This is a genomic window from Shewanella gelidimarina (genome assembly GCF_023283945.1).
GTDB classification, from domain to species: domain Bacteria; phylum Pseudomonadota; class Gammaproteobacteria; order Enterobacterales; family Shewanellaceae; genus Shewanella; species Shewanella gelidimarina.
This window is the reverse complement of the sequence record NZ_JAKIKW010000015.1, coordinates 1-24629: the sequence shown is the minus strand read 5'-3', so window position 1 is coordinate 24629 and position 24629 is coordinate 1. Positions and strand designations below refer to the sequence as shown.

18 protein-coding genes and 1 pseudogene are annotated in these 24629 nt (G+C 44.4%); 3 read left to right on the top strand and 16 right to left on the bottom strand.

Annotation, left to right across the window (positions count from 1 at the left end; genetic code table 11):
- The first annotated feature begins 308 nt into the window (after positions 1 to 308).
- Positions 309 to 1058: a cytochrome b/b6 domain-containing protein gene (locus tag L2729_RS13400; RefSeq protein ID WP_248988718.1), complete on the top strand. Its 750-nt coding sequence runs from the start codon at positions 309 to 311 to the stop codon at positions 1056 to 1058.
- Between the two features lie 117 nt (positions 1059 to 1175).
- On the opposite strand, the gene L2729_RS13395 is transcribed toward L2729_RS13400, so the two are convergent.
- On the bottom strand, positions 1176 to 2012 hold the full coding sequence (locus L2729_RS13395) for a pseudouridine synthase family protein (RefSeq protein ID WP_248988717.1): 837 nt from the start codon (positions 2010 to 2012) through the stop codon (positions 1176 to 1178).
- 310 nt (positions 2013 to 2322) lie between these two features.
- Between L2729_RS13395 and L2729_RS13390 the strand changes: the two genes are divergently transcribed.
- Entirely contained in the window at positions 2323 to 4044 is a 1722-nt protein-coding gene (locus L2729_RS13390; protein WP_248988716.1) for a phospho-sugar mutase, read from the top strand.
- A gap of 251 nt (positions 4045 to 4295) precedes the next feature.
- Here L2729_RS13390 and L2729_RS13385 read toward each other — a convergent pair whose 3' ends face one another.
- Positions 4296 to 4613 carry a VOC family protein gene (locus L2729_RS13385; RefSeq protein ID WP_248988715.1) on the bottom strand — a complete coding sequence of 106 codons (318 nt, stop codon included), beginning with the start codon at positions 4611 to 4613 and terminating at the stop codon, positions 4296 to 4298.
- 324 nt (positions 4614 to 4937) lie between these two features.
- Positions 4938 to 5420 carry a hypothetical protein gene (locus L2729_RS13380; protein WP_248988714.1) on the bottom strand — a complete coding sequence of 161 codons (483 nt, stop codon included), beginning with the start codon at positions 5418 to 5420 and terminating at the stop codon, positions 4938 to 4940.
- A gap of 601 nt (positions 5421 to 6021) precedes the next feature.
- Here L2729_RS13380 and L2729_RS13375 point away from each other — a divergent pair.
- Positions 6022 to 6657: a class I SAM-dependent methyltransferase gene (locus L2729_RS13375; RefSeq protein ID WP_248988713.1), complete on the top strand. Its 636-nt coding sequence runs from the start codon at positions 6022 to 6024 to the stop codon at positions 6655 to 6657.
- A 64-nt stretch (positions 6658 to 6721) separates the two neighbouring features.
- Here the strand turns inward: L2729_RS13375 and panP are convergent, their stop codons facing one another.
- The 13 genes and pseudogenes from panP to L2729_RS13310 form a co-directional block, all read right to left on the bottom strand.
- Positions 6722 to 8368 (bottom strand): pyridoxal-dependent aspartate 1-decarboxylase PanP, encoded by a 1647-nt coding sequence (gene panP, locus L2729_RS13370; protein ID WP_248988712.1) that lies wholly within the window; start codon positions 8366 to 8368, stop codon positions 6722 to 6724.
- 193 nt (positions 8369 to 8561) lie between these two features.
- Entirely contained in the window at positions 8562 to 9719 is a 1158-nt protein-coding gene (locus L2729_RS13365; RefSeq protein ID WP_248988711.1) for a glycerate kinase, read from the bottom strand.
- A gap of 168 nt (positions 9720 to 9887) precedes the next feature.
- Positions 9888 to 11246, bottom strand: coding sequence for a GntP family permease (locus tag L2729_RS13360; RefSeq protein ID WP_248988710.1), 1359 nt, complete (start codon positions 11244 to 11246; stop codon positions 9888 to 9890).
- 251 nt (positions 11247 to 11497) lie between these two features.
- Positions 11498 to 12031 carry a type II secretion system protein gene (locus L2729_RS13355; protein WP_248988709.1) on the bottom strand — a complete coding sequence of 178 codons (534 nt, stop codon included), beginning with the start codon at positions 12029 to 12031 and terminating at the stop codon, positions 11498 to 11500.
- Between the two features lie 97 nt (positions 12032 to 12128).
- Entirely contained in the window at positions 12129 to 13283 is a 1155-nt protein-coding gene (locus tag L2729_RS13350) for a sugar diacid recognition domain-containing protein (RefSeq protein WP_248988708.1), read from the bottom strand.
- 37 nt (positions 13284 to 13320) lie between these two features.
- Positions 13321 to 13932: a uracil-DNA glycosylase family protein gene (locus L2729_RS13345; RefSeq protein ID WP_248988783.1), complete on the bottom strand. Its 612-nt coding sequence runs from the start codon at positions 13930 to 13932 to the stop codon at positions 13321 to 13323.
- A gap of 29 nt (positions 13933 to 13961) precedes the next feature.
- Complete coding sequence (locus L2729_RS13340) at positions 13962 to 14537, bottom strand: hypothetical protein (RefSeq protein ID WP_248988707.1); 576 nt, start codon at positions 14535 to 14537, stop codon at positions 13962 to 13964.
- A 167-nt stretch (positions 14538 to 14704) separates the two neighbouring features.
- A pseudogene (locus tag L2729_RS13335) lies at positions 14705 to 14821 on the bottom strand (MtrB/PioB family outer membrane beta-barrel protein); the annotation flags it as partial.
- Between the two features lie 304 nt (positions 14822 to 15125).
- Entirely contained in the window at positions 15126 to 15650 is a 525-nt protein-coding gene (locus L2729_RS13330) for a hypothetical protein (RefSeq protein ID WP_248988706.1), read from the bottom strand.
- A complete protein-coding gene (locus L2729_RS13325; RefSeq protein WP_248988705.1) occupies positions 15643 to 18606 on the bottom strand; it encodes a PKD domain-containing protein in 2964 nt (987 codons plus the stop codon). The genes L2729_RS13330 and L2729_RS13325 overlap by 8 nt, the downstream gene beginning before the upstream one ends.
- Positions 18607 to 18954: 348 nt before the next feature.
- Complete coding sequence (locus L2729_RS13320; RefSeq protein WP_248988704.1) at positions 18955 to 21072, bottom strand: MtrB/PioB family decaheme-associated outer membrane protein; 2118 nt, start codon at positions 21070 to 21072, stop codon at positions 18955 to 18957.
- Positions 21073 to 21085: 13 nt separating this feature from the next.
- Positions 21086 to 22075: a DmsE family decaheme c-type cytochrome gene (locus L2729_RS13315; RefSeq protein WP_248988703.1), complete on the bottom strand. Its 990-nt coding sequence runs from the start codon at positions 22073 to 22075 to the stop codon at positions 21086 to 21088.
- 104 nt (positions 22076 to 22179) lie between these two features.
- Entirely contained in the window at positions 22180 to 24204 is a 2025-nt protein-coding gene (locus tag L2729_RS13310) for an OmcA/MtrC family decaheme c-type cytochrome (RefSeq protein ID WP_248988702.1), read from the bottom strand.
- Positions 24205 to 24629: the final 425 nt, after the last annotated feature.

Below are 24629 nucleotides of genomic sequence, written 5' to 3'. Positions count from 1 at the left end.
CAGTCACTCGGCGTGTTTTTGAATGTTAAGGGTTTTTATTGGCGCAAGCCCAATGGTGGCGAGGGCTGTGGCGAGGTTTGCTTGAACAGCATTGAACGAAAACGATCTGTTGAATATTAATGAATATTAACTGAAACTTAAACCTGACAGTTTATACTGGCTTTTTTCTAGTAGCAGTTTGATAGCAGCGTTGTTCCAAGTTGCTAGCAATAACATAACTAAAATGGTGGCTTTAACGGGCGTTTGTACTTTAGGTAATCAATTACCTTTATGGCATCTCTGCAGTGTTAGGGCGTTAGGAATCGGGTATGAGTAATAAAATGAATAATAAAGTCGCCAATGAGTTGGTTGAACACCAAGTTTGGGATAAACCTGTGCGTGTTTTTCATTGGGTCAATGTCGTGCTAATCACTGCATTAATGTTTGTCGGTTTAATTATGCTATTCAAGTCTGAACTTGGGATCAGTGGTTTGGCTGCAAAGATTAAACTTAAAGAGTTACACACCATTATTGGTTATATGTTTGCTGTTAATTTGATCATCAGATTAGTGTGGGGCGTTGTCGGCTCTGGGTTCGCCAAATTTTCCACCATGCGCCCAAAAATCAGCGATGTTACCACCTATCGAAACCGCTTGAATAACGGCGAGAATCCACAATACATAGGGCATAATCCTATCGGCAAGTTCGCAGTTGTGGCAATAATGACTCTGCTGGTTGTGATCATGACGACGGGGTTGATGCGTGCGGGAACCGATATTTATTATCCGCCTTTTGCGGGGGCTGTTACTCGTTACATCGCCGCTGATAATGTCGATCCTACAAGCATAAAAGCCTATGACGATACTGGAGTGAATCTCGATAAAAAAGCCAATATGAAGCCTTATAAAAGTCTTGCTGGCGACATTCATCTCTACAGTGTTTATCTATTAATGTTGCTTATCTTGCTGCATATCATCGGTGTTATGTTGGCAGAAGTACGTCATCAGCCTGGTATTATTTCAGCGATGTTTTCTGGCAAGAAAAGAATAGCGGGTAAGTGCGAAGACAGTACTGATTAATACCATGCTCATTGGGACGGTACTGATTAAAATCGTACAGACTTAGAACGATTTTATTTTTAACGATTAAAGCCACTTTCTAAAATAGAACGTGGCTTTTTTGTATCTATAGTCAACTTAAAAGTGCGGACGATAAGCTTGTGGTAGTTCAAAGACCTTATCTTGCTGAGTGACTGGGCAGATAAAGTTTAAGTAGCACGAGGTGAGCTGCAAATTTGGTGTCGCTTCACTGCCATTACCGTGCAATCTATCACCCACCACCGGGTGGCCGAGACTTGCCATATGAACCCGTATTTGGTGTTTTCGGCCAGACTCAATCTTCACTTGTACTTTAGATTGATTTAGCTCGGCGTTGTATTCCAGTCGATGGGCGTATGACAGCGCCGACTTACCATCAACTTCGCTGTCGATAGTGACCTTTGCGGTAGAAAACTCGCCCTCTACAATCACCTGATAATATTTATCTAACGCGCGCGTTTCAAATAACTTAGCAATGGCGGCAGTGATCTTTTTGCTGTGGCCCAATACGATAAGCCCGGTTGCAGCAAGATCGAGCCTATGGATAATATAGGCGCTACGAGCAGGCTCGAGGTGAGTCTCGGCAAAGCGATTAATCGTGCTATGGTCACTCCACTTAGAACCTTGGCAGCGCATGCCAAATGGCTTAAACCATACACTGTATTGACCTTCGTCATATAGTAACTCAGCCGCGTCGACTTGTTCATCTAACACTGCTTGATTGTAATAGAGGTGCAGCTCATCACCTTGATTTAGTGCTTTTTTTGCGCGTCTTAAGCGATTAGTTTGTTTACCGTGTGTCAGCCAAACTGCGCCTTTTTGCATCGCCTGTTTTATTGCCTGTTTACTGAGTTCAGTTTGTTGTGACAGCAGACTCACCGCATCAATTTCGGGATCTGTGACCTTGATATGGCATTCAGTTTTAAGCAGGCTCATTTTTCTATTACGCAGTCATCAATGTTTGGGCGGCCATTTTACACTATCAGTGACCCTCGCTGCGACCACTATCTATTGGCTGTGCTTACCTATTGTAATGCGTGTCGGAATTTGGGCGCTTGATAAATGAGTCACGTTGAACGGACACTTACTTGATGTAAAAACTTTAATGCAAATTATCTTGTTCTCTGTTTGGGCTAGGCTTAGTGTGGATACTAATCGTTTTCAATTGCAGTAGCCGTTTATGCTGAATGAGTATTGAGCATAAAACTAATAACGGTTATCTAGCGGGTACAAACTGGAGTGAACCATGGATACGCAGTTAAAATTTAGAGTGCAGCATTGGCTTAAGAATGACCCTGACCCATTAATGCGTGCAGAGCTACAAGCCTTGATTGACGCGGGTGACGAACAAGCTATCACTGCTCGCTTTGCTGGGCGTTTAGCATTTGGTACCGCAGGGCTTAGAGGCGTGGTGGGCGCAGGACCGACTCGGATGAACCGTTTAGTTGTGCAACAAACATCCGCAGGGCTGGGGGCGTATTTAATGGCACAAGTCAGTGACATTGCCACGCGAGGTGTAGTGATTGGATATGACGGCCGCCATGACTCACAACAGTTTGCTGAAGATGCCGCGGGTGTGCTGTGTGGGTTAGGGATTAAGGTTTACCTTACGAAAAAAATAGCCGCGACCCCACTCGTCGCATTTGGTGTGCTACACCTTGGCGCAGCCGCTGGCATTGTGGTGACAGCCAGCCATAACCCACCGCAATACAATGGCTATAAAGTGTATTGGGGCAATGGCGCGCAAATCATCCCACCCCATGACAGTGGTATTGCGGCGTGTATCGAAAAGGCTGTCAACGAGCAGATAAAGGTCACCTCATTAGATGACGCATTAACCGCGGGTCATTTACAGATCTTGGCAGATGATTTTTATCAGGCTTATCGTGATGGCGTTCATCAATCACCGGTATTACAACATCAGACCGCGCCAGAGCAGGTGAGTCTGGCCTATACCGCTATGCACGGTGTCGGTAATGAAATGGCACTTGATGTGCTCAAAGACGCTGGCTTTACCAAGGTCTATTCTGTTGCAGCTCAAGCGCAGCCCGACGGTGACTTTCCGACGGTAAACTTTCCAAACCCTGAAGAGAAGGGGGCGATGGACATGGTGATGGCGGAGGCTAAAAAGCACAACGCAATGTTAGCCTGCGCCAACGATCCTGATGCCGACCGCTTTGCGGTTGCGGTCCGTAAATCGGATGGTGATTACCAAATGCTGACCGGCGATCAAGTCGGGGTGTTATTTGGCCATTATCTACTGACACATGCACCCGATAATCAGCGATTCACGTGCACCACGATTGTGTCATCGAGTCTTTTATCTAAAGTCGCCGCCAGTTTAGAGGCGACTTGCCGTACGACGTTAACAGGCTTTAAGTGGCTGACCAATGTCGGTATGACTGAACAAACAGACGATAATCGATTTTTGTTTGCCTATGAAGAAGCGCTCGGTTACACGCTTGGCACTATGGTGTGGGACAAAGACGGTTTATCAGCATTAGTTGGCTTTGCACAGTTGACCGCAGAGCTTGCAAGTCAAGGGCAAACGATTTGGGATAGATTAGAGTCGATATATCAACAGCATGGATTCCATCTTAATAGCCAAGTGAGTATTGCGCTAAAACCGACAACGCCCAATATTGGCGCCTATTTACGTGATAACCCCCCACAATCGATAGCAGGGCATAAGGTAGTGTCTACCGACGATATCAATCTAGGTAAACGCTTGTTTGCAGACGGAGGCGAGGAAGATATTAGTTTGCCAGCCAGTGATGTGCTCATCTATCGTCTCGATAACGACGCCAGAGTCATTGTTAGGCCATCGGGTACTGAACCAAAAATTAAGTGTTATTACGAAGTGGTAGAGACCATGAATGCAAACGATACATTGGCAAGCGCACAGCTAAGAGCGCAAGCCAACATGGATGCATTTGTCAACGCACATCAGGCGTCATTGCCTAAATAGCGGGGTGGTAGCAAAACGCTATTCATCGTCCAACAGCCACCGCAAGGTGGCTTTTTACTTTGAGATGTTGGCGATGTGTAAGTGCTTAAGCTGAACCAACATTAAAAGACTTTTGGACACTGGCGAGTGAGTTTTACATGTAGGTTTAATCTGTTCGCATCATCTTCATTATGGAATATTTATGGTTAATGCAAGCATAAGGGGTGGCAAGTGAAAACAGGGTAAAGATGGTTCGATACTCGTGATGATTGCTATTGTTTACAATATTCCATTAGTTCAACTGGAACACCATTAACTTCGATAAATGCTACCGTTAATCCTTCGCTCGGTGTGTTTGGTTCTATGATGATTTTTTTACCTTCGAGTTCTTTTGCTAAGTTTTCAACTTCAAAAGCAACATGAGGAACTGTTTTCACTAAGTCTGGGTATGGAGCACCTTCCCAAAAACGCATCCATTGAATCCCGTATGGATTATTCTCGTGGTCTGATACCGTCATTTTTAGATGAGGTAAGTCTATCTCACCTTCGAATCGTTCATTTGTCGGAATACCTAAATGATTGAACTTCATTATTACAACGCCTCTCGAAAGCTGCGACTGAGCGCCGCATATCCTTATCCGCGAACAGATATTATGTTAACTAATCTTGAACCAATAGAGAAACTGAGAAATTCCATAAGCTATCTGGCACTCCGATTTTTAGTGCTGCCTCGCCTCTCTCAGGATATAGGGTAAATCGAGGTTAAAAATTATAACCACAAAATTTCACTTTCAACTAGAAGTGTGCGGTCTGGTGGACCTGTCACTCGAGTCCAATAGGTAGAATTATCATTTCCTGCTTGCTCCTAATGCCCTTCAACAAGTTTGATTTTTGGGCTCGTCAGCATTTTATTATTATGTTGCACAGTGGCTGTTAAATTTTATGTTTGACTGCAGCTTTTGCATGAAAATGATCTCGGGAGGATGTTGACACACCACTTCGACACAATCGTCATCTGTGGTTATAAAAAACGAAAAGCCATCATCACTGCCCATGGCAAAAGTCACCGGACTCTCTTCACTCCAGGCATGCCCCTTAACTTTAAAACAGTTATGACTTGTCTGTGTTTCACTCCAGATATGAAGTAAGCCTCCCTCATCCAACAGCCTAAATGCTGATGCCGATGGAAATCTCAACTCATACACAGATTCAGTTTCAAGATGAAATAGAGTAACAGTTAATATCGCCCTCGAGCCTGTTGGTATCTGGAGGTGATAGCTTTTACCATTGGGGTAACTGACACTCCACTCATCTCCTCCCCATACCGCACTAACCAGCAATAACGTTCCTTCATTGAAAGGGGTATCCCAACTATCAAAAATCATATCTACAGCCATCTCCACTCTATTTTTGTCTGTTATCCGGCTAGAACTCCAGAACCAATATTTTAGAATCACGAATTATCTGTCAAAAACGACAGGCTTGTAAACTCGCAGTACAACTTTAACTCCTGATGATGACTGCTGGCAACAAACTGGCTTTTATCAAATGATAGGAAACGTTCGGGATTAAGGATCAGTTTAACGTTACTTTCACTACTGGCTTCCAAAGTACGGGTTGATTGAACAAGCTTAAGGTACGTCTTTTCATTGTTTTCTTCTTTCGGCTACAGGGTTGTTTTTATCTCATAGTATGGCGATTATAAAAGAGATTTAAGCTGAGGCTTTTCAAACAATACTTTAGTGGAGTGCCTGTTTTTATAGACCAATCATGAGCTTCGGTTGGTTTCTGTCGCAGATTTTTTCTTTAAACGTGAGGTTTAGAAATACGTAAATTAGAAGTTGTAAATCAGCGTCTTGCAAGATAGTGTAGATGATTAATTAAACAGTCAAACGTGGTGTAGATGCTAATCCCTCAGTGCTAATAAATAGGCTGGCGGGTAACTAACAAACCAATGATGGTATAAATGCTAAGCACTGAGTGCTAAGGAATAGGCTAATGGATAATAATCAAATATCGGTTAATACCTTTGATAAGCTGGCTCAAAGGTATCAGGATAAATACATGGATCTTGCTATGTATTCAGACACCTTTGATTCATTTATTAGCCATTTACCCACCGATGATGCCCGCGTGTTAGAGCTGGCTTGCGGGCCGGGCAATATCACTCAAATGCTATTATCTGAAAAACCAAATTTATCGATATTAGCAACAGATCTAGCACCCAATATGCTGATGTTGGCTAAGGAAAACAACCCAAAGATAGAGGTTCTGCAGCTCGATAGCCGTCATCTAAACCGCGTTGAAGAGCAGTTCGATGCCATTATGTGTGGTTTCTGTTTACCCTACCTTGATAGGCTAGAGGCAATAGGGCTGATTGATGCCGCGGCGCAGCGCCTTAAACCTGGGGGAATTTTGTACCTTAGTACCATGGAGGGGGAATGCCCGAAGGTGCGCGAAGATACTTCAAGTGATGGTGATAAGGTCTTTACCTACTTTCATCATGCGGAGCAGTTAGTGCCGGCACTGAGTCGTCGAGGCTTTAAATTGTTGGCGTTACAACGCAAACAACAGGCTAGCCCGATTGGTGAAGTTACAGATCTGTTTATCACCGCTCGGCTAGATTCAGAATAAGCGCTATTGAACAAGAGTTATCAATGACAAGTATGGCGTTGGTCGTCAGTAATAACAGGCTTGGTTATTGCTGAGCTAACGCCATTAGTTTAGGTAAAAAGGTATTGTCTTGCGAGGCGATAACCGTTTGCTCGGCAAGTACCTGCTGTAAAATCTCATGAGTCGTGAGTGGATTGGCTAAAACTACTCGAAACACCACGGCTTTGATGGCCATCAGCTGCTTGTTCTCAGGATTAATACGGGTGCGTGATACAAATGAGGTGCCTTGTTCACGCTGACGTTTCTGCACCAATTTAGTTAAGCCATCCAGTAATGCATTAAACTCAGTCAGCTTTTGTACATCCTTGTTAGCTCGTGCTGTTGCCATCGCCGTTTGCACGACTTGCGGAACATATCGGTAGGTTAATAAGCAAAGCTCAGGCTTGGACACTAATTCAAATTCAGTATGCTCTTCAATTAAGCCGGCAAAGTAGTGCGCTTTCTCTAGACTGTTGTTAATCAGTATTTCATAACCATCGCGGCCAATAACTTGCAGGCAAGCATGGACTAGCATTGCCATGCCGGGACGCGATCCCTCTAACGTTTGGCTGCCTAAATCTTTTGAGCCTTTTCTGAGTATGTATTCGGCATGGTGTTTAATGGCGTTGGCAAAAGTGGGATCTTTAAAAATCACCATTCCCGCGCCCATCGGTACATACATCTGCTTGTGAGCGTCGATAGTCACTGAATCAGCCCGTTCAATTCCTGCTAATAGATGACGGTACTTTTTAGATAATAGACTGGCGCCACCCCATGCAGCATCAACATGAAAGTGACAGTTAAGCTCTATTGCTAAGTCTGCTAAGGCATTTAATGGGTCGATATTACCGGTTTCGGTCGTTCCCGCAACACCCACTATGGCCATTACTTTAATATTGTCTGCGGCAAGCTTGGCAGCGATTTGTCGCATCTGTACTACATCGACTTTGTTGTCGTTTGAAGTCGGAACTTGAACAATGTTCTCGCGGCCGATCCCGAGTAGATCAGCCGTTTTAGATAATGAGTAATGGCCACGTTCAGAGACCAGAATCGCTAAGTCATCAAATCCATAGTGACGCAGCCCTTTAATTACGCCTTGAGCTGCAACGCCACGATACTCACCATCTGCTTTAAGTAATTGGTTACGTGCAGTCCATAGTGCAGTGATATTAGCGACGGTCCCCCCTGAGCAAAATGCGCCTAATGAGACATTAGCGCTGTGCATCCAACTCTGATAAAAACCATCATTCTCTTCAAAAACAAGATGATGCATCATTCCTAAAACTTGGCGCTCTAATGGCGTAAACGCTTTTGAGGTTTCAATTTTCACCAGATTTTGATTTAACCCCACCATCATTTTAGATAGCGGCAATACAAAGTAGGGCAGTGCAGATGTCATGTGGCCGATAAAGCTAGGCGCTGAGGTATGTACTGAATGAGCGACCAGCGTCTTCATCATGTCGTCAGCATAGTCTGAGACAAACTGCGGCGCGGCAGGTATTTGATGTTGTTGAAAATCCAGCTCAATTTCGGTCAAGGGCTTTTCAACGGCCACCACGCTATCTTGTAAAAAACCCATTAAGTTCTGTGAGATATTTTGTTCAATAACACTAAGGGTTGAATCGGGGGCTTCTGGAACGGTAAATATTCTCAGTAGTGCTTCTTCAGAAGCGGTGGCTCGTCTTGGTGTCATCGGCTAACAATCTCTACTCATCACACAGTGATTGTGTGCTGGATCAGTCTTTAAAATGGGTACTCACTTTACGTTAAGCTTTCTAGCGCATCAAGCAGAAAAGTAAATTGCCATTATTGACAGCGGCTTATTAAGTTTGCGATTAGCTTACTAAAAAGGCGCCATAGCGCCTTTAATCGGGCATGGAACGAAGCTATTTTGCTGGCATGGACAGCGAATAAAGTGCGGCAACGTTTTTGCTGGTGGTATAAAGGTTTGCTTTGGCGTTTGCTAACACTTCAGCTAAAGGTAAAGCACGTGGCGTGATTGAAAATAGTGCTGTAAAGCCATGTTCTAATAACACGTTGGCATCGTCACTAACACAACCTGCAATCGCGAGAACGGGCACATTAAACTGGTTGGCAACACCCGCAACTCCCATAGGGGTTTTGCCGTGTAATGTTTGACTATCTAGTTTGCCTTCGCCGGTGATCACTAAGCTCGCGCCTTCAATATGGCTTGCTAAGTCAACGGTGTTCATCACAATGTCGATACCCGGTTTGAGTTGCGCATTGAGAAAAGCCATAACGCCTAGCCCCATGCCGCCTGCGGCACCAACCCCTGCTAGGTGGCGGTTGTCTTGAATGCCCGTTTGCGTAATAACATCAGCATAATGATTGAGTGCATTATCGAGTTGCTGCACCATGGTGGTTGTCGCGCCTTTTTGAGGGCCAAAAATAGCGGAGGCGCCATATTCACCGCAAAGCGGATTATTAACATCGCAAGCCACTTCAAAGCGGCATTGTGAGACCAGTGGATGCAGATCGTCCAGATCAATATGTTGTAGCTGAGCCAAGGCCGCACCACCTGGGGCTAGGGCGGTTGAATCAGCGTCTAAAAGGTGTACCCCAAGTGCTTGTGCCATTCCAGCACCGCCATCGTTGGTGGCACTGCCTCCGAGGCCGATAATAATATGTTTGATGCCACGATTAAGAGCATCAACAATCAGTTCACCGGTACCGTAGCTCGTGGTTAACAGTGGATTACGCTGGTCTGCTGCTACTAAATGTAAGCCTGATGCTGCGGCCATTTCTATCACGGCTGTTTTTTCATTGCCATGATAGCTATCGCCTAAAATGCCGTAAAAAGCGTTAACTTTATGGCCTAATGGGCCGGAAACCTGTGTCCAAATAAGGCGACCATTAGTGGCATCAACCATGGATTGCACTGTCCCTTCACCGCCATCGGCGACGGGGATTTTCAGATATTCAGCATTGGGCAATACCGTGCGAAATCCTCGCTCAATTTCGTTAGCCACTTCCATTGCGGAGAGGCTTTCTTTAAATGAATCGGGGGCTATCACAATTTTCATGCCGTCTTCCTATTTTCAGCCCAGGGCTGAAACTGTTTAAGCGAACGATTAGCCTTATTCTAGGCAAATGTCTTATTAAGAGTATGAATCGTCGTGCTAACACGACGATTCAATGAGGGGTAAGGCGAGTAAGCACACTCGCCTTTTTACTGAGTTTAGATAAGCAACCTAGATAAGGAATAAACTCAGTATATACACCACGGTCATAGCGGTGATGCCTTGGATTAAGGTGGCCATGGTTTGTGCTTTATAAGCTTGCTTAACGCTCATGCGGCTAAACTGGGTAACAACCCAGAAGAAGCTATCATTGGCGTGTGATACGGTCATCGCACCTGCACCAATCGCCATGACTGTGAGCACTCTGCCCATGTCACTTGCAAGACCGATATCACCCAACATAGGAGCGACTAACGCTGAAGTGGCAACAAGTGCAACTGTGGATGAGCCTTGAGCAGACTTTAATGCTGCAGCAACGATAAACGGCATAAAGATCCCGACGCCTAATGCCGACAGCGAACTGCCTAAGAAAGCGCCAATTTCGGTTGCTTTGAGTACCGCGCCAAATGCGCCACCTGCACCGGTGATAAGTAGAATAGGGGCTGCAACAACCAGACCTTGGCTGATACGTTCACTGAACTCTTTGACCTTGTTGTTACTTTTAAGCAGTGACAATGATAGGAAAAGACCAATCATTAATGCATTGACCGGTTGACCCAGAAACGCCAACACATCAAACAGTGCGCCATCCCCTAATGGATCAGATGGGAAGTTGGCAATGGAGCCAAAACAGATTAATAGGATCGGTACGAAAATCGGTGCAAAAGCGCGTGTAGGGCTAGGCAGTTCGCCATAATTTTGCTTGAGTGTTTCGTAGTCTTCAGTCTGAGTTAACAGTTCCTCTGCACCTTCACCATCAGGTTGTACATTGGCAAATCGATTCGCCCACAGGGTACCAGCGAGCGCGGCGATAGCGGCAACAAACACACCGACAAAAATCACTAGTCCAAGGTTAGATTCAAGCCCAAGGTTACCTGCTGCTGCAATCGGCCCAGGTGTTGGAGGTACAAAGGTGTGGGTGGCATAAAGGCCGGTTGCTAGCGCGACACTCATCGACACGCTAGAGACCTTCATTCTATTCGCCATAGACTGTTTAAGTGAGTTTAAAATCACAAAACCAGAATCACAAAAGACCGGAATAGAGACGATGTAACCAATGATAGACATGGTCAACGTTGGAAAGCGAGTGCCAAGTAATTTAATGACGACATCTGCCATGGTGATGGCGGCGCCACTTTTTTCAAGTATGGTACCTATGATGGTACCGAGTACGATAACGAGACCGATATAACCTAGGATGCCACCAAAACCTGAAGTGATGGTTTTGGCAATATCGGCGCTAGGTAGGCCATAGGCAAAAGCGGCAATAAATGACGCTATTATTAAGGTTAAAAACGGGTGCAACTTAAATTTAGAGGTAGCGATGACGATAAATGCAATCACCGCCAGCAAGATCATTACGAGGCTCATAGCGTTTCCCTGTAGGGGTATTTTTAATTTATGTGTAGGGTTTGATGGAACTAAAGCCAAATATGACGTCGACTCATTGTGAATCGAGGCCATAGGATTTCAGGCTTAGCTATTATGCGGTTCGATGGGATAAAAATCTTTGACTCTATGCACTAATTTACATCTAGTAATTAACGTTATGTTGTGCATTCGCACATGTTTTACTGTGGCGTCGTTATTTTGGTGTAATCATAGTAAAAAGCGGTTTCTAGCTAGCAATCATCAGTTCTGATGAATAACTCATACTCTGTGTTGGTTGTTTTGTTTTGGTAAAGAATATAACAGTAGAAAGAGACTTTCTTATCGGGTAAGTCTTCAGAGAAGAAAATATAAATTTGGTTATTGGCTGTCGACTTATCAATAAAAAACGGTGCTGCGTTATTGTCTGCAAGTATCTTGGTTAATGATACCGAATCAATCTCGAGCCAAGATTGCACTTGCTCATTGAGTTTATCAAAAGAATCATTACCATCAACTGCTGGATAACCGTTATATAGCGGAATGCTCACGCCTGTATGGACAATGCTACCAGTTTCAGAATCTTGCCCCTCAATAGCGGCTTTACTGTGAACTAAGGCTAAACCACTGGACATGGCTCCTGCAACGCCTTCTAACGCCGCAATCTTTGCATCGGTTCTAAAGTTTAAAAATTTTGGCGCCGCAATGACCGCTAAAATACCTAATATGATGATAACGACGACCATCTCTATGAGAGTGAAGCCTGATTTATGTTGAAACTGTGTCATGTAGGCTTTCCTATGGCATTACTTAAGACTGAAGTAAGCTACTAGATCTTATGGTAATTATAGTTTAATGATATGTTATTAATTGTTAATCATCACCCTAATCTTGAGAGGTTAACATCACTTGCCCTAGGTAGAGCTGTAGTAGACCGTCTAATTTCTGTAAATTACTGCCGGTGATTTTTTCAATTTTTTCGAGTCGATAACGTAAAGTGTTTCGGTGAATAAACAGCGCATTGGCACACTGCTGTTGATCGCCAAAATGTTGTAAGTAACAGGTCAACGTTTTAGCCAGTTGACCATTTTTATCGGCACTGATTAATGATTGATATGGGCTTACTAGCTCTTGCCCACGCCAGTTATCTTTGAGGGATGATAACAGCACTAACAGAGAGAAATCCTCATAAAGATATTTACTCTGCTCTGGGCGCATTTGAGAACCGATAGAAAGAGTCTCTAATGCGGTTTGGTAGGAGCGATTAATTTCTTGTGGTTTAACAAAGAAATGCCCGAGGGATATTTTTAATCGTTTTCTCATTTCAATCGGTAGACGAGCGATAAGCTGATCAATACGCTCACTCTCAAGTGTTGCATCCCACTTATGTCCATCAAGAAATGCAGGTTTGAGGATCACCAGCTCGGTCATTGAGGTCATGGCGACCAAGTTACCGCGTGACGGGTTTTCCAGTAAGTGCAATATCTGTTTTAGCATCGAATTAGCCGAGGTTTCCTCTTCGTCAGCTTGCACCTGAATGATGGCCGCAACACGAGGGGTGTCTAAGTTGATATCGAGCTGCGCCGCCCAGTTTAGCTGATGTGGGGTAAATGCACCGTCGGACTTAATCAAATCGATGATCAACTCCTCTTTTTGACGGTATTGCCATTGTGCCAGTTCAAGGGAGTTGGCTTGCTCAACAATGATTTCGGCGGTCATTTTAAGGAGCTCACCGTAATGACCGAGCTCTTTGGGGTCACCGGTAATGCCAATGACACCAATGATGTCGCCTTTATAATGCAGAGGCAGATTAATCCCCGCTTTGACGCCTTGTAAGGTGTCTTCACTGGCACGGCTAATGGCAACGGTTCTTTGTTGGCTAATGGCCAGTAACGCGCCTTCATGCACTTCACCAATTCGATGGGGGTCGCCTGAGCCCAATATAATGCCGTGTTTATTCATCACATTGATGTTGTGACCAATGATTTTCATGGTGCGATTGACTATCTGTTTGGCAAGTAAGCCATCTAAAAAATACATTGATACCCTTAATGAAACGGAGCTGTAATTGAACGGCTTAGTGTTGCTCTGTACTGATGAGTGTGGCGACACGTTGCTGCAACTTGGGGATGATTTGTTGTTCGAATTCGGGGTGACGCTTTAGCCAAATGTTGTTTCTTGGGCTTGGGTGAGGCATGACTAACGTATGTGGCCATAAGGTTTGCCATTGTTCTACTGCGTGGGTGACGGTTAATTTGCGCTTTAGATGCCACTCAATAGCGTATTGACCAACGAGGAGGGTTAATTCAATATTGTGTAGTTCATTGAGCAAAGGTTGTCGCCATGCGGCTTCGCATTCGGGGCGAGGTGGCTTATCGCCACTTTTCTTATCGGTTGTTGCGTAACTGCCAGGAAAACAAAACCCCATCGGCAGAATGGCAAACAGATCGGGGTTATAAAATTGCTCTCGCGTTACCCCGAGCCAAAGCCTGAGACGCTCGCCACTGGCATCGTCAAAAGGATGCCCTTTATGGTGTGTCTTTTGCCCCGGCGCTTGGCCAGCAATCAGTATTTTTGCATTGCTGGCAAGTTGCACAATAGGCTTGGGGGCAAACGGCAAGTGCTTTGCACAAAGCTGACATTGCTTTACTTGGCTAAGTAAATTGGTGAGGTTAGCATTTTCTCGCATAAGTGGAGGCTGACTCAATGACGATGCACTTAACTGTGAAGTGCAATTTGATAAGCCCAATATCCTAAATAGCTGTAGCCTGTGATGAGTGTAGCGTAGCTCAGCAGTTTGACACTTAGCGTGCCACGACTTGACGCTGCAACATGAGCGATGGCCAAGGCAAATATGGTCAGTGGTGCGGCATAATAAGCAACAATCATGAGCAATAATGCGACGGTCGCGAGAATTAACGGTGTTCTCTCTGTCGGTGCATTAGCTGTCGGGCTCAGTTGTATTGGCAATATACTCAACGCCATACTGACAATGATCACCCCGATGTTGAGTGAAATAGCACCGGCCCCTTCGATGTAAGTTATCGCCAATACAAAGGTTAATAGTGCAGGTAACAGCGAGATCAGTGTATGCATTTTGGCAAAACGTCTGCTGTGGTATTGACCTGTGAAATAGAATAAGCCAGTTAGCAGCAGATTCATAAAGCAAAAGCCGCCAAGCGAGATTGCTAGCATTAATATATTGGTGGTGTCGGATTGAAAAGCGAAAGCAGGCATTGGCGCTAACAGACATAAACAGAGAAAACGTTTGAGCGAAGAGGGCATACGGGTCATCGGGAGTCTTAGTAATCGAAGAGATAGCTTACAATCGCCTAAAGTGAGCCTAACTTCAAGATGAAAGCCGAGTAAATCGTTAGATTTAGATCTACGTCAGGCTATAAACCTTATTTTAAAGGCATAAAAAAACCCGCGATTGCGGGTTTTTAACGAAAGGCTAACGATTACAGACGGTAGCTCATGCTAAGCATGATGAGGTGCGCGTTGTAGTCATGGCTGTTACTGCCAAAACTTAACACGTTCCAGATCCCGTCTGGCGCAATATCATTGCCAGCGTCGTTGATGTCCTTGCCTCATTTCCTGTAGGCAGAGAAATGCATCGCGACACATTACTGAATTATCGACAATCCTGTTGTTGAGTACATCTAGTCATTCAAGCTGGATATTGAGTTTTCTGATGGGTTCGAATAGGAATAAGATGACGTGATTTGAGTCCGTTTTAATCGGGATATTACAACGCCTTGGGCTCATTTCAATAGTTTTATTATCGCAGTTTAATTATGTTGGTATTAAGGGAGATAACAGCGGTAACCTGAGATTACCGCTGCTAGAAAGTACGGAGTTTAATTGGTCCACACTTATTCACTAAAGTGATAAAAGCAGGTAATCGATATGATGAGTATCCAACTCATTTGAGTACTCTTTTGCCGTCGATGGCGTGTTAAAAGAATTAACCCAAAGTTGGTAGTCGTTACCTTGATAGGTAAAATTGACTTTAGACTGAAGATTAACGGTAATATTTTTATCAGGTAATATGAGTGATAATTGTTGCTCTGATATTGGCTCAATAAGCAGCTTAACGGGGCTATTATTTTGCCAAATAGTAATCCAATTTCGAAATTCATCGACTTTAGAGGCTCGCCATCGATCATTTTCTATCAACTGAAAACGATGTGATGGTCCAGCAGGATGAAAGTGAGTACTGTGCTTGATTGTGCAGGCACTGCAGACTTGAGTTTTTGTTGCCTCTTGCCAGTCCACTTCATCAGAGCCAAACCATAGCGAGCCTTGATTTATATCCCAGCGAACTTGCTCGCTCTTACCTGGAACACAGCCAAGTAAGAGCGATAAGGTACAAATCATCCCGATTAAAAAGGACGTTTTAATCATTATTAATCATCTGTATTTTTTGGAAGAAAGCCTGACTTGGCTGATCTTCTTTGATGGTGGTTTGCCTGTCGTCGTTCATCACATTCTGCGATGGTTTATCTGATCTAAGGGACTGCTCAGCGCCACTGACGTTACCACTCCAGTACTGGGTGAATTGCAGATTTACCATTGCCCACTCATCGACATCACGAAGTAAGTCGGAGTTGACACCATTAAAGTCGACATCATAATTGACTAGATTGTTGTCAATGATGCCATTGCAATTAAAGTCCACTGCGGCGGCGTTGGGTTGTCCGAATCCTAGGCTTTCATTTACTGCATTTTCATCAATGTTAGCACTGGTACCTGAGGAATAATTTATCCCAAAATCCTGTGGTGAAACGGTAAATCCATTGAATAACTCATTGTTTTCTGAATTACAATTTAGATTATCGAAGAAAAACCTCTTATAGTATCTGTCGCCTTCACGCTGACCTATAGTAGGAAGACCGTCCAGCTGATAAAGATAGTTCATACTGCTTAAATGGTTAGGTTTGTTATTGATGTAATCATCACCGCCGTGCAAAAGTCCAACGTTATGTCCTAGTTCATGAAATATGGTTGAAGACTGAAAATTAATTGTCATATTACGACTGTCTTCCGTATCCATACTCAGCCCCCAGTTACCTAAGCTGATGAATAGATCATTACCATTGATTTCAGCATAGCCTGATGATCCTCCTGAGCCATCCTTTTGCTGGGTGTTGGCCATAAGCATGTAATGGAAAATAGGCCTACGTCTTATATCTGAGTGTTTAACTTTATGATCGATGATCCCTGGGGCTGTAGCACTTGAAGTAAATAAAGTCTGTAAGTAAAACTCAACTTCATTACCACCACCTAGGTCAAAATGAGCAGGAGAAGTGCCTGCTGCTTGATGGTAAAGATCACCAACATCGAAATGAACCGCATAATCTTGTTGAGCAAAAACATCAATGACCCTTTGTAATGCTTCTTGATGAGGGGTGATGCCTGGATCATTGCTTTGCATATAATCCACTTCAATAAAGATATCTTTTATTCCACTTCTTGCTCCCCATTCATACAAGGGCAGGCCAGCAAATGTGGCTCCTTCTTGCTCTGCACAATCAGGAATGCCATCAGCATCTAAATCATCGATACAGTTAATGTCATTTTGTCCACCAGGGGTCATAAATTGTGCGGCGCGCCAGTCGTTGCTGGTATTGGTGTCGCTAGCATCCATAGCTCGCACTAAACTCATACCGAGTTGTTCTTCGACAAGCGGACCTGAGGTGGTTGTATTCCACTGCTCGGCTGAGACAGGGACTTGAAGGTCGTGACCAAAGCGGATGAAATCAATGGTCTTCGTTTCGTCTTGGTTTAACAGTTCAATAAATCCAGATTCGCCCCAATAAGGCCTGATGTTATCGCTGCTGTTACCTATCAGTACGAGCTGTGATGACTCTTCGACACTAGACTGCCAAAAGCCATTGCCGAAACGACCTTGAACTATCATATAGGTGCCAGCAGCAATGATTTTGTCTGGTAGCGGGAACACTTGTAAGCCTGATTCAGAGTATGTGTCTAAGTCTACACTTGCTGTGTGAATGGTATAATCCGCTAAATTTATCTCTTTGTTTGTGCCGTTGAAAATTTCTAACCAACGGTTATCACTCCAATATTTTGATGAAGAAAGCTCGGTTATTTGTAGATCGCCATTCGCGGTTTTAAAAGTAGACACTATGCTTTCTGTTGCCGCAACGCCATGAAAGTTTGTTGCATTGGCGGAGACTTTTATCTGATAGGTCTTATCAAATTCGAGCGTACTAGGCGTTAACGTAAATTGCTTTGGATTTGCGCTGGTGACCGAAAATGCGCTACATGTCTGAAAATTATCGAATGACATTTGTATCGGACCGAGGCAGGTATTGTTTGCGACATCAGCGACTACAGACATGACATCATCAAATTCAATAAAAACCTGAGTATCAACAGCAACCCTTTCGCTATCGGCTTCAGGCGTTACTGAAACAACACTCGGTGCACTGCTGTCGATGATGTTTAAGCCGATAACTGCAGTGGTGGTGTCGACACCATCTGACAATATGATGTTAACACTGTCAGGGACAATATTATCGTTAGCCGAGGTATATTGATATTGCTGTGCGCTAGCATCAATCAGCTTGAGTTCACCGATGCTTTGTTGGTCAGAAAAGCTTGCCGTTAAGGTATCGCCATCTGGATCACTGGCAGATAATGTAAATTGGAGCGATGCATTAAACTCGACATCGAGTTGAAGATCTTCGACAATCGGTGCACGGTTAATGTGTTTAATTTGGGTGGTTAGTTCAGTGGTTGCTGATTCACCTTCGTTGTCCTCAGCGGTCACTTCGAACACTAATGCTGTATCTTCGGATACGTCCGGTGCCGTAAAGTTAATGATACCGTCTTGCTGTGTAAACTCTAGATCTGGGCCTGCTAGCTGCTTCCAAGCATAATTATCAATGCTGCCATCTATATCTGTCGCTACAATACTGAGCGAAGCTTCAACCCTTTCATCAATAGTATTAGGGGGATTGGCAGTTTCAAAAATAGGTGCAAGGTTGATCTGTTTTATGATGGTACTCAGGTCGGTACTGGCTGAAGCGCCTTCATTATCGACAACCGTCACGGTAAAGCCAAGCGCTGTATCCTCTGAGACATCTGGTACCGTAAACTCGATGCTATTTCCACTTGCGGTGAAGTTAACTTCAGGCCCTTTTTCCTGTAACCAGTGATATGTCGCGATGGAACCATCGGCATCTCTCGCGGTTACGGATAATGAAACTTGCGATCTTTCATCGATGCTTTCTGGCGCATTAGCATAGACAACGGGGAGTTGATTTTTTTCATCGCAGCCTGTTAGAGCGGTTAAGGCCAAAGTGATGAGAGAGAGTTTAAATAGAGACGCTTTCAATGGAACTACCTTGTTGACAATTCTCAAGTAAAGGCAATGTAGCGCAATTGTTACTCGCTTGGTACTGCTTGTTTTTGTTTTGTTTTGTGGTGATATTAGGAGCTAGGTGTAATATTCGATTATACGCCAATGTTAGGTGTAATCTTGTTGCTGAATGAGTGTGCGGTAGTGGATCTAGCTGAATTTGGGTCTAAATGTGAAAAAACCCGCAGTCGCGGGTTTTTAGTATTAAATAAAGCTAAGCCTTTTTTTGTACACGTTTTAGCTTATTCTCAGCAATATAAAATCTGAATGAGTAGGTTATAGAGTTGCCTGCTTAAGCCATTCTATAACCTAGCCAAATAATAACTACAGACGGTAGCTCATGCTAAGCATGATGAGGTGCGCGTTGTAGTCATGGCTGTTACTGCCAAAACTTAACACGTTCCAGATCCCGTCTGGCGCAATATCATTGCCAGCGTCGTTATCTTTATAATTTTCCATCTTATAGTCTACGCGTACGTCCATCTTGTCTGTTGCACGGTATAAAGCGTAAACATTAATGTTATGGACTTTGGCATAGTAATCGCCGTAATCACCCGTGATACCTTGGGTAACTTGGGTGGTACTATTCGAATCTGAGTAAGTGTAATCAACACCTAGACGCAGTTTCTTTTCCATAAGGTTGTTGTAGCTAAAACCGGTACCAACCACATCGACTTGATCTTCAACAACGCCATACCAATTTGGGCTAGAGAAGTTGGAGCTACCTGCTTGATCTGAATCGATGTTTTGACGGTTGTAGAACGCCGTCAATGTCATGTCTTCAGTGAGCAAATAGCTGACACTTGCATCGTAACTCATATCTTTCGATTCAGTTAAGCCGATTTGTGTGTCGCTATAATCGTCGAGCGCATAACGTGCACCAAAGTCGATAGTCAGAGTCTCAATTGGGCTGTGGGTAACACGCGCTTCAACTTGAGTACGATTTCTATCCGCTAGGTTGTACTTACGCAGCAAGTCGTTTGACTCGCTTGAAGTCCATTTTGATGCTTGATACTCAGAACCATCACGATCGCTATAACTGCCTTTAACCCACATGTCCCACTTATCAAAGGCACTGACGCGGTACTTCGCCCAAACAGTGCTTTCTTCAGTGGTTTCGCGGTCTTGGTAGTTACGCTCATCTTTACGGTAGTCAAATCCACCTTCAAGTTTATGGCCACGAGCAAGACGGTAGTCAGCCCCTAACTTAGCTTTGTGAGTGGTGATGTCGTAAGGCGTGTTATAAGCTGCTTGACCCGTTGTTGAGTCAATGCTTATTTGTGTCCACTCTTCAATGTTGGTTTGGTTGTCACGGTCGTTGTAATCGTAGCTTGCGTTTAAACGCAGTTGACGAGTAATACGTGACACAACTTTAAGTGTGGCGCCCGTGGTTTCAACTTTACCGTCGAGTGACTCTGTCGGCATTTGATAGCCGTAGCCTGAGCTGCTGTAGTCTTGGTCTTGCGTCATTTGACCATAATGAACTCGGCCATTGATGATTGTTTTGCCTGCTACATATTGACCCATTAACGACACTGTGTGTGCTTCGTTATCTGGATCAAGTGACATATAGCCGGTCGTTTGTGCGCCAAACGTTGGGCTAAAGGCATTATCAAAAGACAGCTCGCTGTACTCATTCTTAAAGATTGAGCCGTTGTAATTTAGCGCTGTAAACCAATTGTCACCGCCAAAACGAATACCTGCTTCAAGCGTATCAGTCGTGTAATCGACAGGTTCAGCAATCATCATCGATTGATTTGAGAAGCTACCAGAAGCTTGTTTAAGGCCGCTTTTGTCTTCACGCATATAATTGATGTAGGTGCTCCATAAAGACTCACCCTGCTGATTGACAAACGCGTAGTCAATACCTAACCCAGCTCGCTTACGTTTTAGCGATAGCTCAAGCGGGTTAAGGCTTGAGTTCAAGTTGGTCATGTCTTGCGTGCTGCCACCATTTACCCAGTCACCAGGAAGGGTAAGGTTATCACTGCCAACCCCTTGGTAAGGGCTCATGGCGCTATCCGTTTTGTAGGTAGCAATCTGGCGATAATTTAGGTTTAGATTGTATTGACCTGCTTTACCGACATTGATATCAGCTCGGCCATTTTCCATACCGAGATTATCAGCTTCGATAGAGGCTTGGTAACCGCTTTTACCTGAGTATTTAAGGTCGGCATCAATTTTACCTGCGAATTCATCTTCAGCGGCAAACGCATTTGCTGAATGAATATCGTCGCTGTCGTTGTAACCGACACCGACACCTACAGTGCCGCTATAGCCAGTTTCGACTGCGCAACGCTTACAAGCCCACTTATCGAATTTTACTTTAGTGGTATTCGCATTTTGAATACCGTAACCGTCAGCGGCTATTGCGACGCTAGGTACAATTGCACCAGCACTTGCAAGTAGGGCGAGGGTGACTAAATTTAGTTTGAATTTCATCTTCTCGTCTCCGTTAGCGCTGGAACAGCTTGCCAGATGGATGGTTTGAACCATGGATCTGGTTATGACAGTTTAGACAGCTGCGACCACCGGTAAAGGCATTATCGCCGACACTCGAACCTTGTCCTGTATTGCCCATGTAAGCTCTGCTTTCATGGCCATCGCTGGCATGACATTGTTGACACAGTTGCGGAGCACGCGTTTTTAACATGCCTTCATTTACACTGCCGTGAGGGTTGTGACAAGTAACACAATTCTCAGTAACGGGTGCATGCTCCCACAATTTTGGGCCACGTTTCTCTGCGTGGCATGAGTAACAGGTTTCGTTAACGCTAGGTTTAACGAGATCTGAATCACTCATTGATCCATGTGGGTTATGGCAATCGCTACAGACCATTTGTGCCCATTTCATTGGGTGGCTTGAGCGTTTGTTCATGTCGGCTTTCTGTTTGGTATGACAGCTAGTACAGACTTCCATTTCAGTATTTTTTGATAATACTGGATCTTTGGCAGCATGAACTGAGTGACAAGAAGCACAAGCAATATCAGCATTGTCATGGTGTCCACCATTCCAATCCATACGCTTGTCATCTTTGTGACAACTCATACAAACACTGTTTTGCTTTTCAGCAATTAACGTAGAGTCTGGACCAAAAGCGATCATTGGCTCCTTGCCGCCACGGTTATGTTTACCCATTGGGCCGTGACACGCTTCGCATTGAAGGCCTGCCATTGGGCTTTTGCTTGAGTCTATAGCACCGTGAACACCGTCAAAGATGGCCATGACTTTTTCTGACTTCTTGTGACACATAAGGCAAGAGTCTGCGCCTTTTGGCGAGTATTTGCCTTCGGCGAATTTCTTGTCGAGTGTGGCTTCTACTTCATCAGGGCTCATCTTCGCATCCCACTTTGAGGCTGCTGCTGTGTGAGCAAAGCCAAGTGAAAGTACTGCCGATGCGATTAGCGCTGGAAGTAAGGTTTTTAGTTTCTTGGTGATCTTCATAATAGGTTTCCTAAACTTGCACAAACTTAATGAAAGTGGGGGAGAGGACTCCCCCCGATTTCAACAATTTTTAATTTTCAAAGTTGTTTTAAGCGTTGTACAAATTACATCTTCACCTGAGTGTGATCGCTTGGAGTTGGCGCATGGCAGTAGAAACACGTTTCTAGTTGAGCAGCGTCTGTCGCTTCTACTTTAGATACGTCGACTAATGCACCTTGACCTTCTACGTGCGCCTTGAAGCTATCCATGTTGTAGCTGTGACAAGAGACACAAGTGGCAGCAATAGGGGTAGTGTACTTACCGCTAGAGGTTGCTAAGGCGCCTTTTTTCTTGAATGCATCAAGGTTAAAGTCGTTATGACACTGGTCACAATTCATGCCTGGAATAACTGCGTAGTCACCTTGGCTATGAGTCTTATGGAGTTTCATCTCCAATGCGCCTTTGTTCACGCCGCCAGCATATGTTCCATCTGGAGTGTGACAAGCTACGCAAGCATCTACACCGATGATCGGTTGGTCGTTAGCATCTTTCTCATGAGAAAGTTGCTCAGACATAACGAAACCAGGGTGATGTGAACCTTTGTGTACTTGGAACTCCTCGCTGTGGCAGCTTGCACATGCGCTGAAGTTAACTGAGTCAACATGACGCATGCTTACAGCTTCGCCAGACAACGTAGCGAAAGCAAGATCAGCTTTCATACCAGTGAAAAAGTCGTTAAGCAGATGGCCTGTATCATCAAGGTTTCCATCTACTGCAACAGTGTCACAGTTAACAAACTGACCACTTTCAGAACAAAGTGCTAGGCCTGTGAAGGTGAATGCAGTATCAGCATCTGCGCCAGCGTCACCGAAGGTCAGTGCTTTAGTCGTATAACTAATAGCGCCAGTTTCAGTAATTGTCGCGGCAGCGTTAAGTTCGCCGTTTAATACTAGGTTTAGGCTATCTTTGCCGTAATAACCCAACTTCACATTGTTTGGACCAACGTTAGTAGTCGCTTCAATACGTTGAATTTGCGGCAATAAAGTGGTTGCATTAACCGCTTCACCATTAGCATTAACGAGTGAGACAGTCACTGTAGCTGTAGTATCTTGGTTCACAACTAATGCTGTATTCATGCCGTAAGTGTCGATTAGCGCTTTAGTGTCACCGAAGCCGCTAGTGTGTAACTCTGCAGTCCAGCTGGCACTATGACAAGCAACACAGTTTGAGTTGTCAGCCTGTTGTGAGTGACCTTTACCGGCGACAAAATCGATACCTGTGTGACAGCTAGTACAAGTTTCCATAGTAGGAATACGTGACCAGTTGCCCCATTCCGTTAGCTCACCACTGTCAGCTTCTGGCTCAACGTGACAAGACTTACAATTGTTTTGAATAAGAGCTTCAGCTTTTTTCCCATCGAAAACATAGCCTCTGCTTTCAAATATCTTATTGGTATTGTGAATATTATGGATCAGGTGATTCCACTCTTTCTCTTCCGGCATCCCATAGCTGCCAGGAACATGACAAGTCGCGCAGGTTTCTTGGTTGATATAGGTGCTATGTCTACGAGTTAGCGGCTCACCTTCAGCGTGGCATTTCGCACAGGTTTGCTGAGAAACAATGTTCTTAGTGTAAAGCGGCTCATAACCTTCACCAGAGAAGTCTTGTGACAGCTCTGTACGCGGCACGGATGTGACGCCATCTTGCAGTGTTGAAGCACTGGCGATAACGTTGTAACGTTGAGTTAATTCAGCGTTATAACCTTTAACCTCGATAGTGAAAGTGTAGTTACCATTTTTTAGGTCAGTAAACTCTTTTTGGTTTCCAATCCTTTGCCACTGCGCACTATTACCCGCACCAGTAGCGCCCTGAGGGATAAGTTGATCTACATTTTTAACTTCAAGTGCTTTAAGACCAACAACGGGTAAGTCTTCTTCATTGCTTGCGAAGACATTGATTGTTGGCACACCGTCAGTATAAGTCACGTCGGTGACTTTTAGGTTGAGTGTGTTGATGTAGTCAGCTGCTGGGCCACCTGGGTTGCCAGGATTACCGTCAGTACCATCATCGCCGCCACAGCCTGTTAGGGCCATTGATACAGCGCTTGCTGCTAACAGCAGCGCAATTTTAGATTTATTTACGTTCATCATTTTTTCCCTGCATAGGTTTTGGCACTGCCTAAACGTGTGGTCCGATTATGTAGACCGACTGTAATTTTTTAATTGCCGCTTAAGTCAATGCTGGAAATAAGATTCCCCAATGAAAGGCTAACGTAATGCAAGGCGAAAATCTGCATAGCAGGTGTCAATGTGTGACGTGGATCTTTCTATTTCTAAAGAGGTATTAATGAGGGGTGCTAAAGCCGAATCAATATCAATAAATGCGCGATAAATATCCGAAATATGTAATAAAATGAGTATTGATGATGTGAGAATGACTCTCATTAAAAAAGGGAGGCTAAGCCTTAATGCCGTTCACTTAAGGTGAGCGGCATTTTTGTTTCTAGCATATCGTTGAGGCCGTGGCTTTACTGTTCTGGGGAATGTTCTTTCCCGCCGGGGTTCAAGTACCAAGC

Excerpts from the sequence above, each read along its gene's own strand:
- L2729_RS13400 (WP_248988718.1), top strand. The coding sequence starts at position 309 with ATGAGTAATAAAATGAATAATAAAGTCGCCAATGAGTTGGTTGAACAC.
- L2729_RS13395 (WP_248988717.1), bottom strand. The coding sequence starts at position 2,012 with ATGAGCCTGCTTAAAACTGAATGCCATATCAAGGTCACAGATCCCGAA.
- L2729_RS13390 (WP_248988716.1), top strand. The coding sequence starts at position 2,323 with ATGGATACGCAGTTAAAATTTAGAGTGCAGCATTGGCTTAAGAATGAC.
- L2729_RS13385 (WP_248988715.1), bottom strand. The coding sequence starts at position 4,613 with ATGAAGTTCAATCATTTAGGTATTCCGACAAATGAACGATTCGAAGGT.
- L2729_RS13380 (WP_248988714.1), bottom strand. The coding sequence starts at position 5,420 with ATGGCTGTAGATATGATTTTTGATAGTTGGGATACCCCTTTCAATGAA.
- L2729_RS13375 (WP_248988713.1), top strand. The coding sequence starts at position 6,022 with ATGGATAATAATCAAATATCGGTTAATACCTTTGATAAGCTGGCTCAA.
- panP (WP_248988712.1), bottom strand. The coding sequence starts at position 8,368 with ATGACACCAAGACGAGCCACCGCTTCTGAAGAAGCACTACTGAGAATA.
- L2729_RS13365 (WP_248988711.1), bottom strand. The coding sequence starts at position 9,719 with ATGAAAATTGTGATAGCCCCCGATTCATTTAAAGAAAGCCTCTCCGCA.
- L2729_RS13360 (WP_248988710.1), bottom strand. The coding sequence starts at position 11,246 with ATGAGCCTCGTAATGATCTTGCTGGCGGTGATTGCATTTATCGTCATC.
- L2729_RS13355 (WP_248988709.1), bottom strand. The coding sequence starts at position 12,031 with ATGACACAGTTTCAACATAAATCAGGCTTCACTCTCATAGAGATGGTC.
- L2729_RS13350 (WP_248988708.1), bottom strand. The coding sequence starts at position 13,283 with ATGTATTTTTTAGATGGCTTACTTGCCAAACAGATAGTCAATCGCACC.
- L2729_RS13345 (WP_248988783.1), bottom strand. The coding sequence starts at position 13,932 with ATGCGAGAAAATGCTAACCTCACCAATTTACTTAGCCAAGTAAAGCAA.
- L2729_RS13340 (WP_248988707.1), bottom strand. The coding sequence starts at position 14,537 with ATGACCCGTATGCCCTCTTCGCTCAAACGTTTTCTCTGTTTATGTCTG.
- L2729_RS13330 (WP_248988706.1), bottom strand. The coding sequence starts at position 15,650 with ATGATTAAAACGTCCTTTTTAATCGGGATGATTTGTACCTTATCGCTC.
- L2729_RS13320 (WP_248988704.1), bottom strand. The coding sequence starts at position 21,072 with ATGAAATTCAAACTAAATTTAGTCACCCTCGCCCTACTTGCAAGTGCT.
- L2729_RS13315 (WP_248988703.1), bottom strand. The coding sequence starts at position 22,075 with ATGAAGATCACCAAGAAACTAAAAACCTTACTTCCAGCGCTAATCGCA.
- L2729_RS13310 (WP_248988702.1), bottom strand. The coding sequence starts at position 24,204 with ATGATGAACGTAAATAAATCTAAAATTGCGCTGCTGTTAGCAGCAAGC.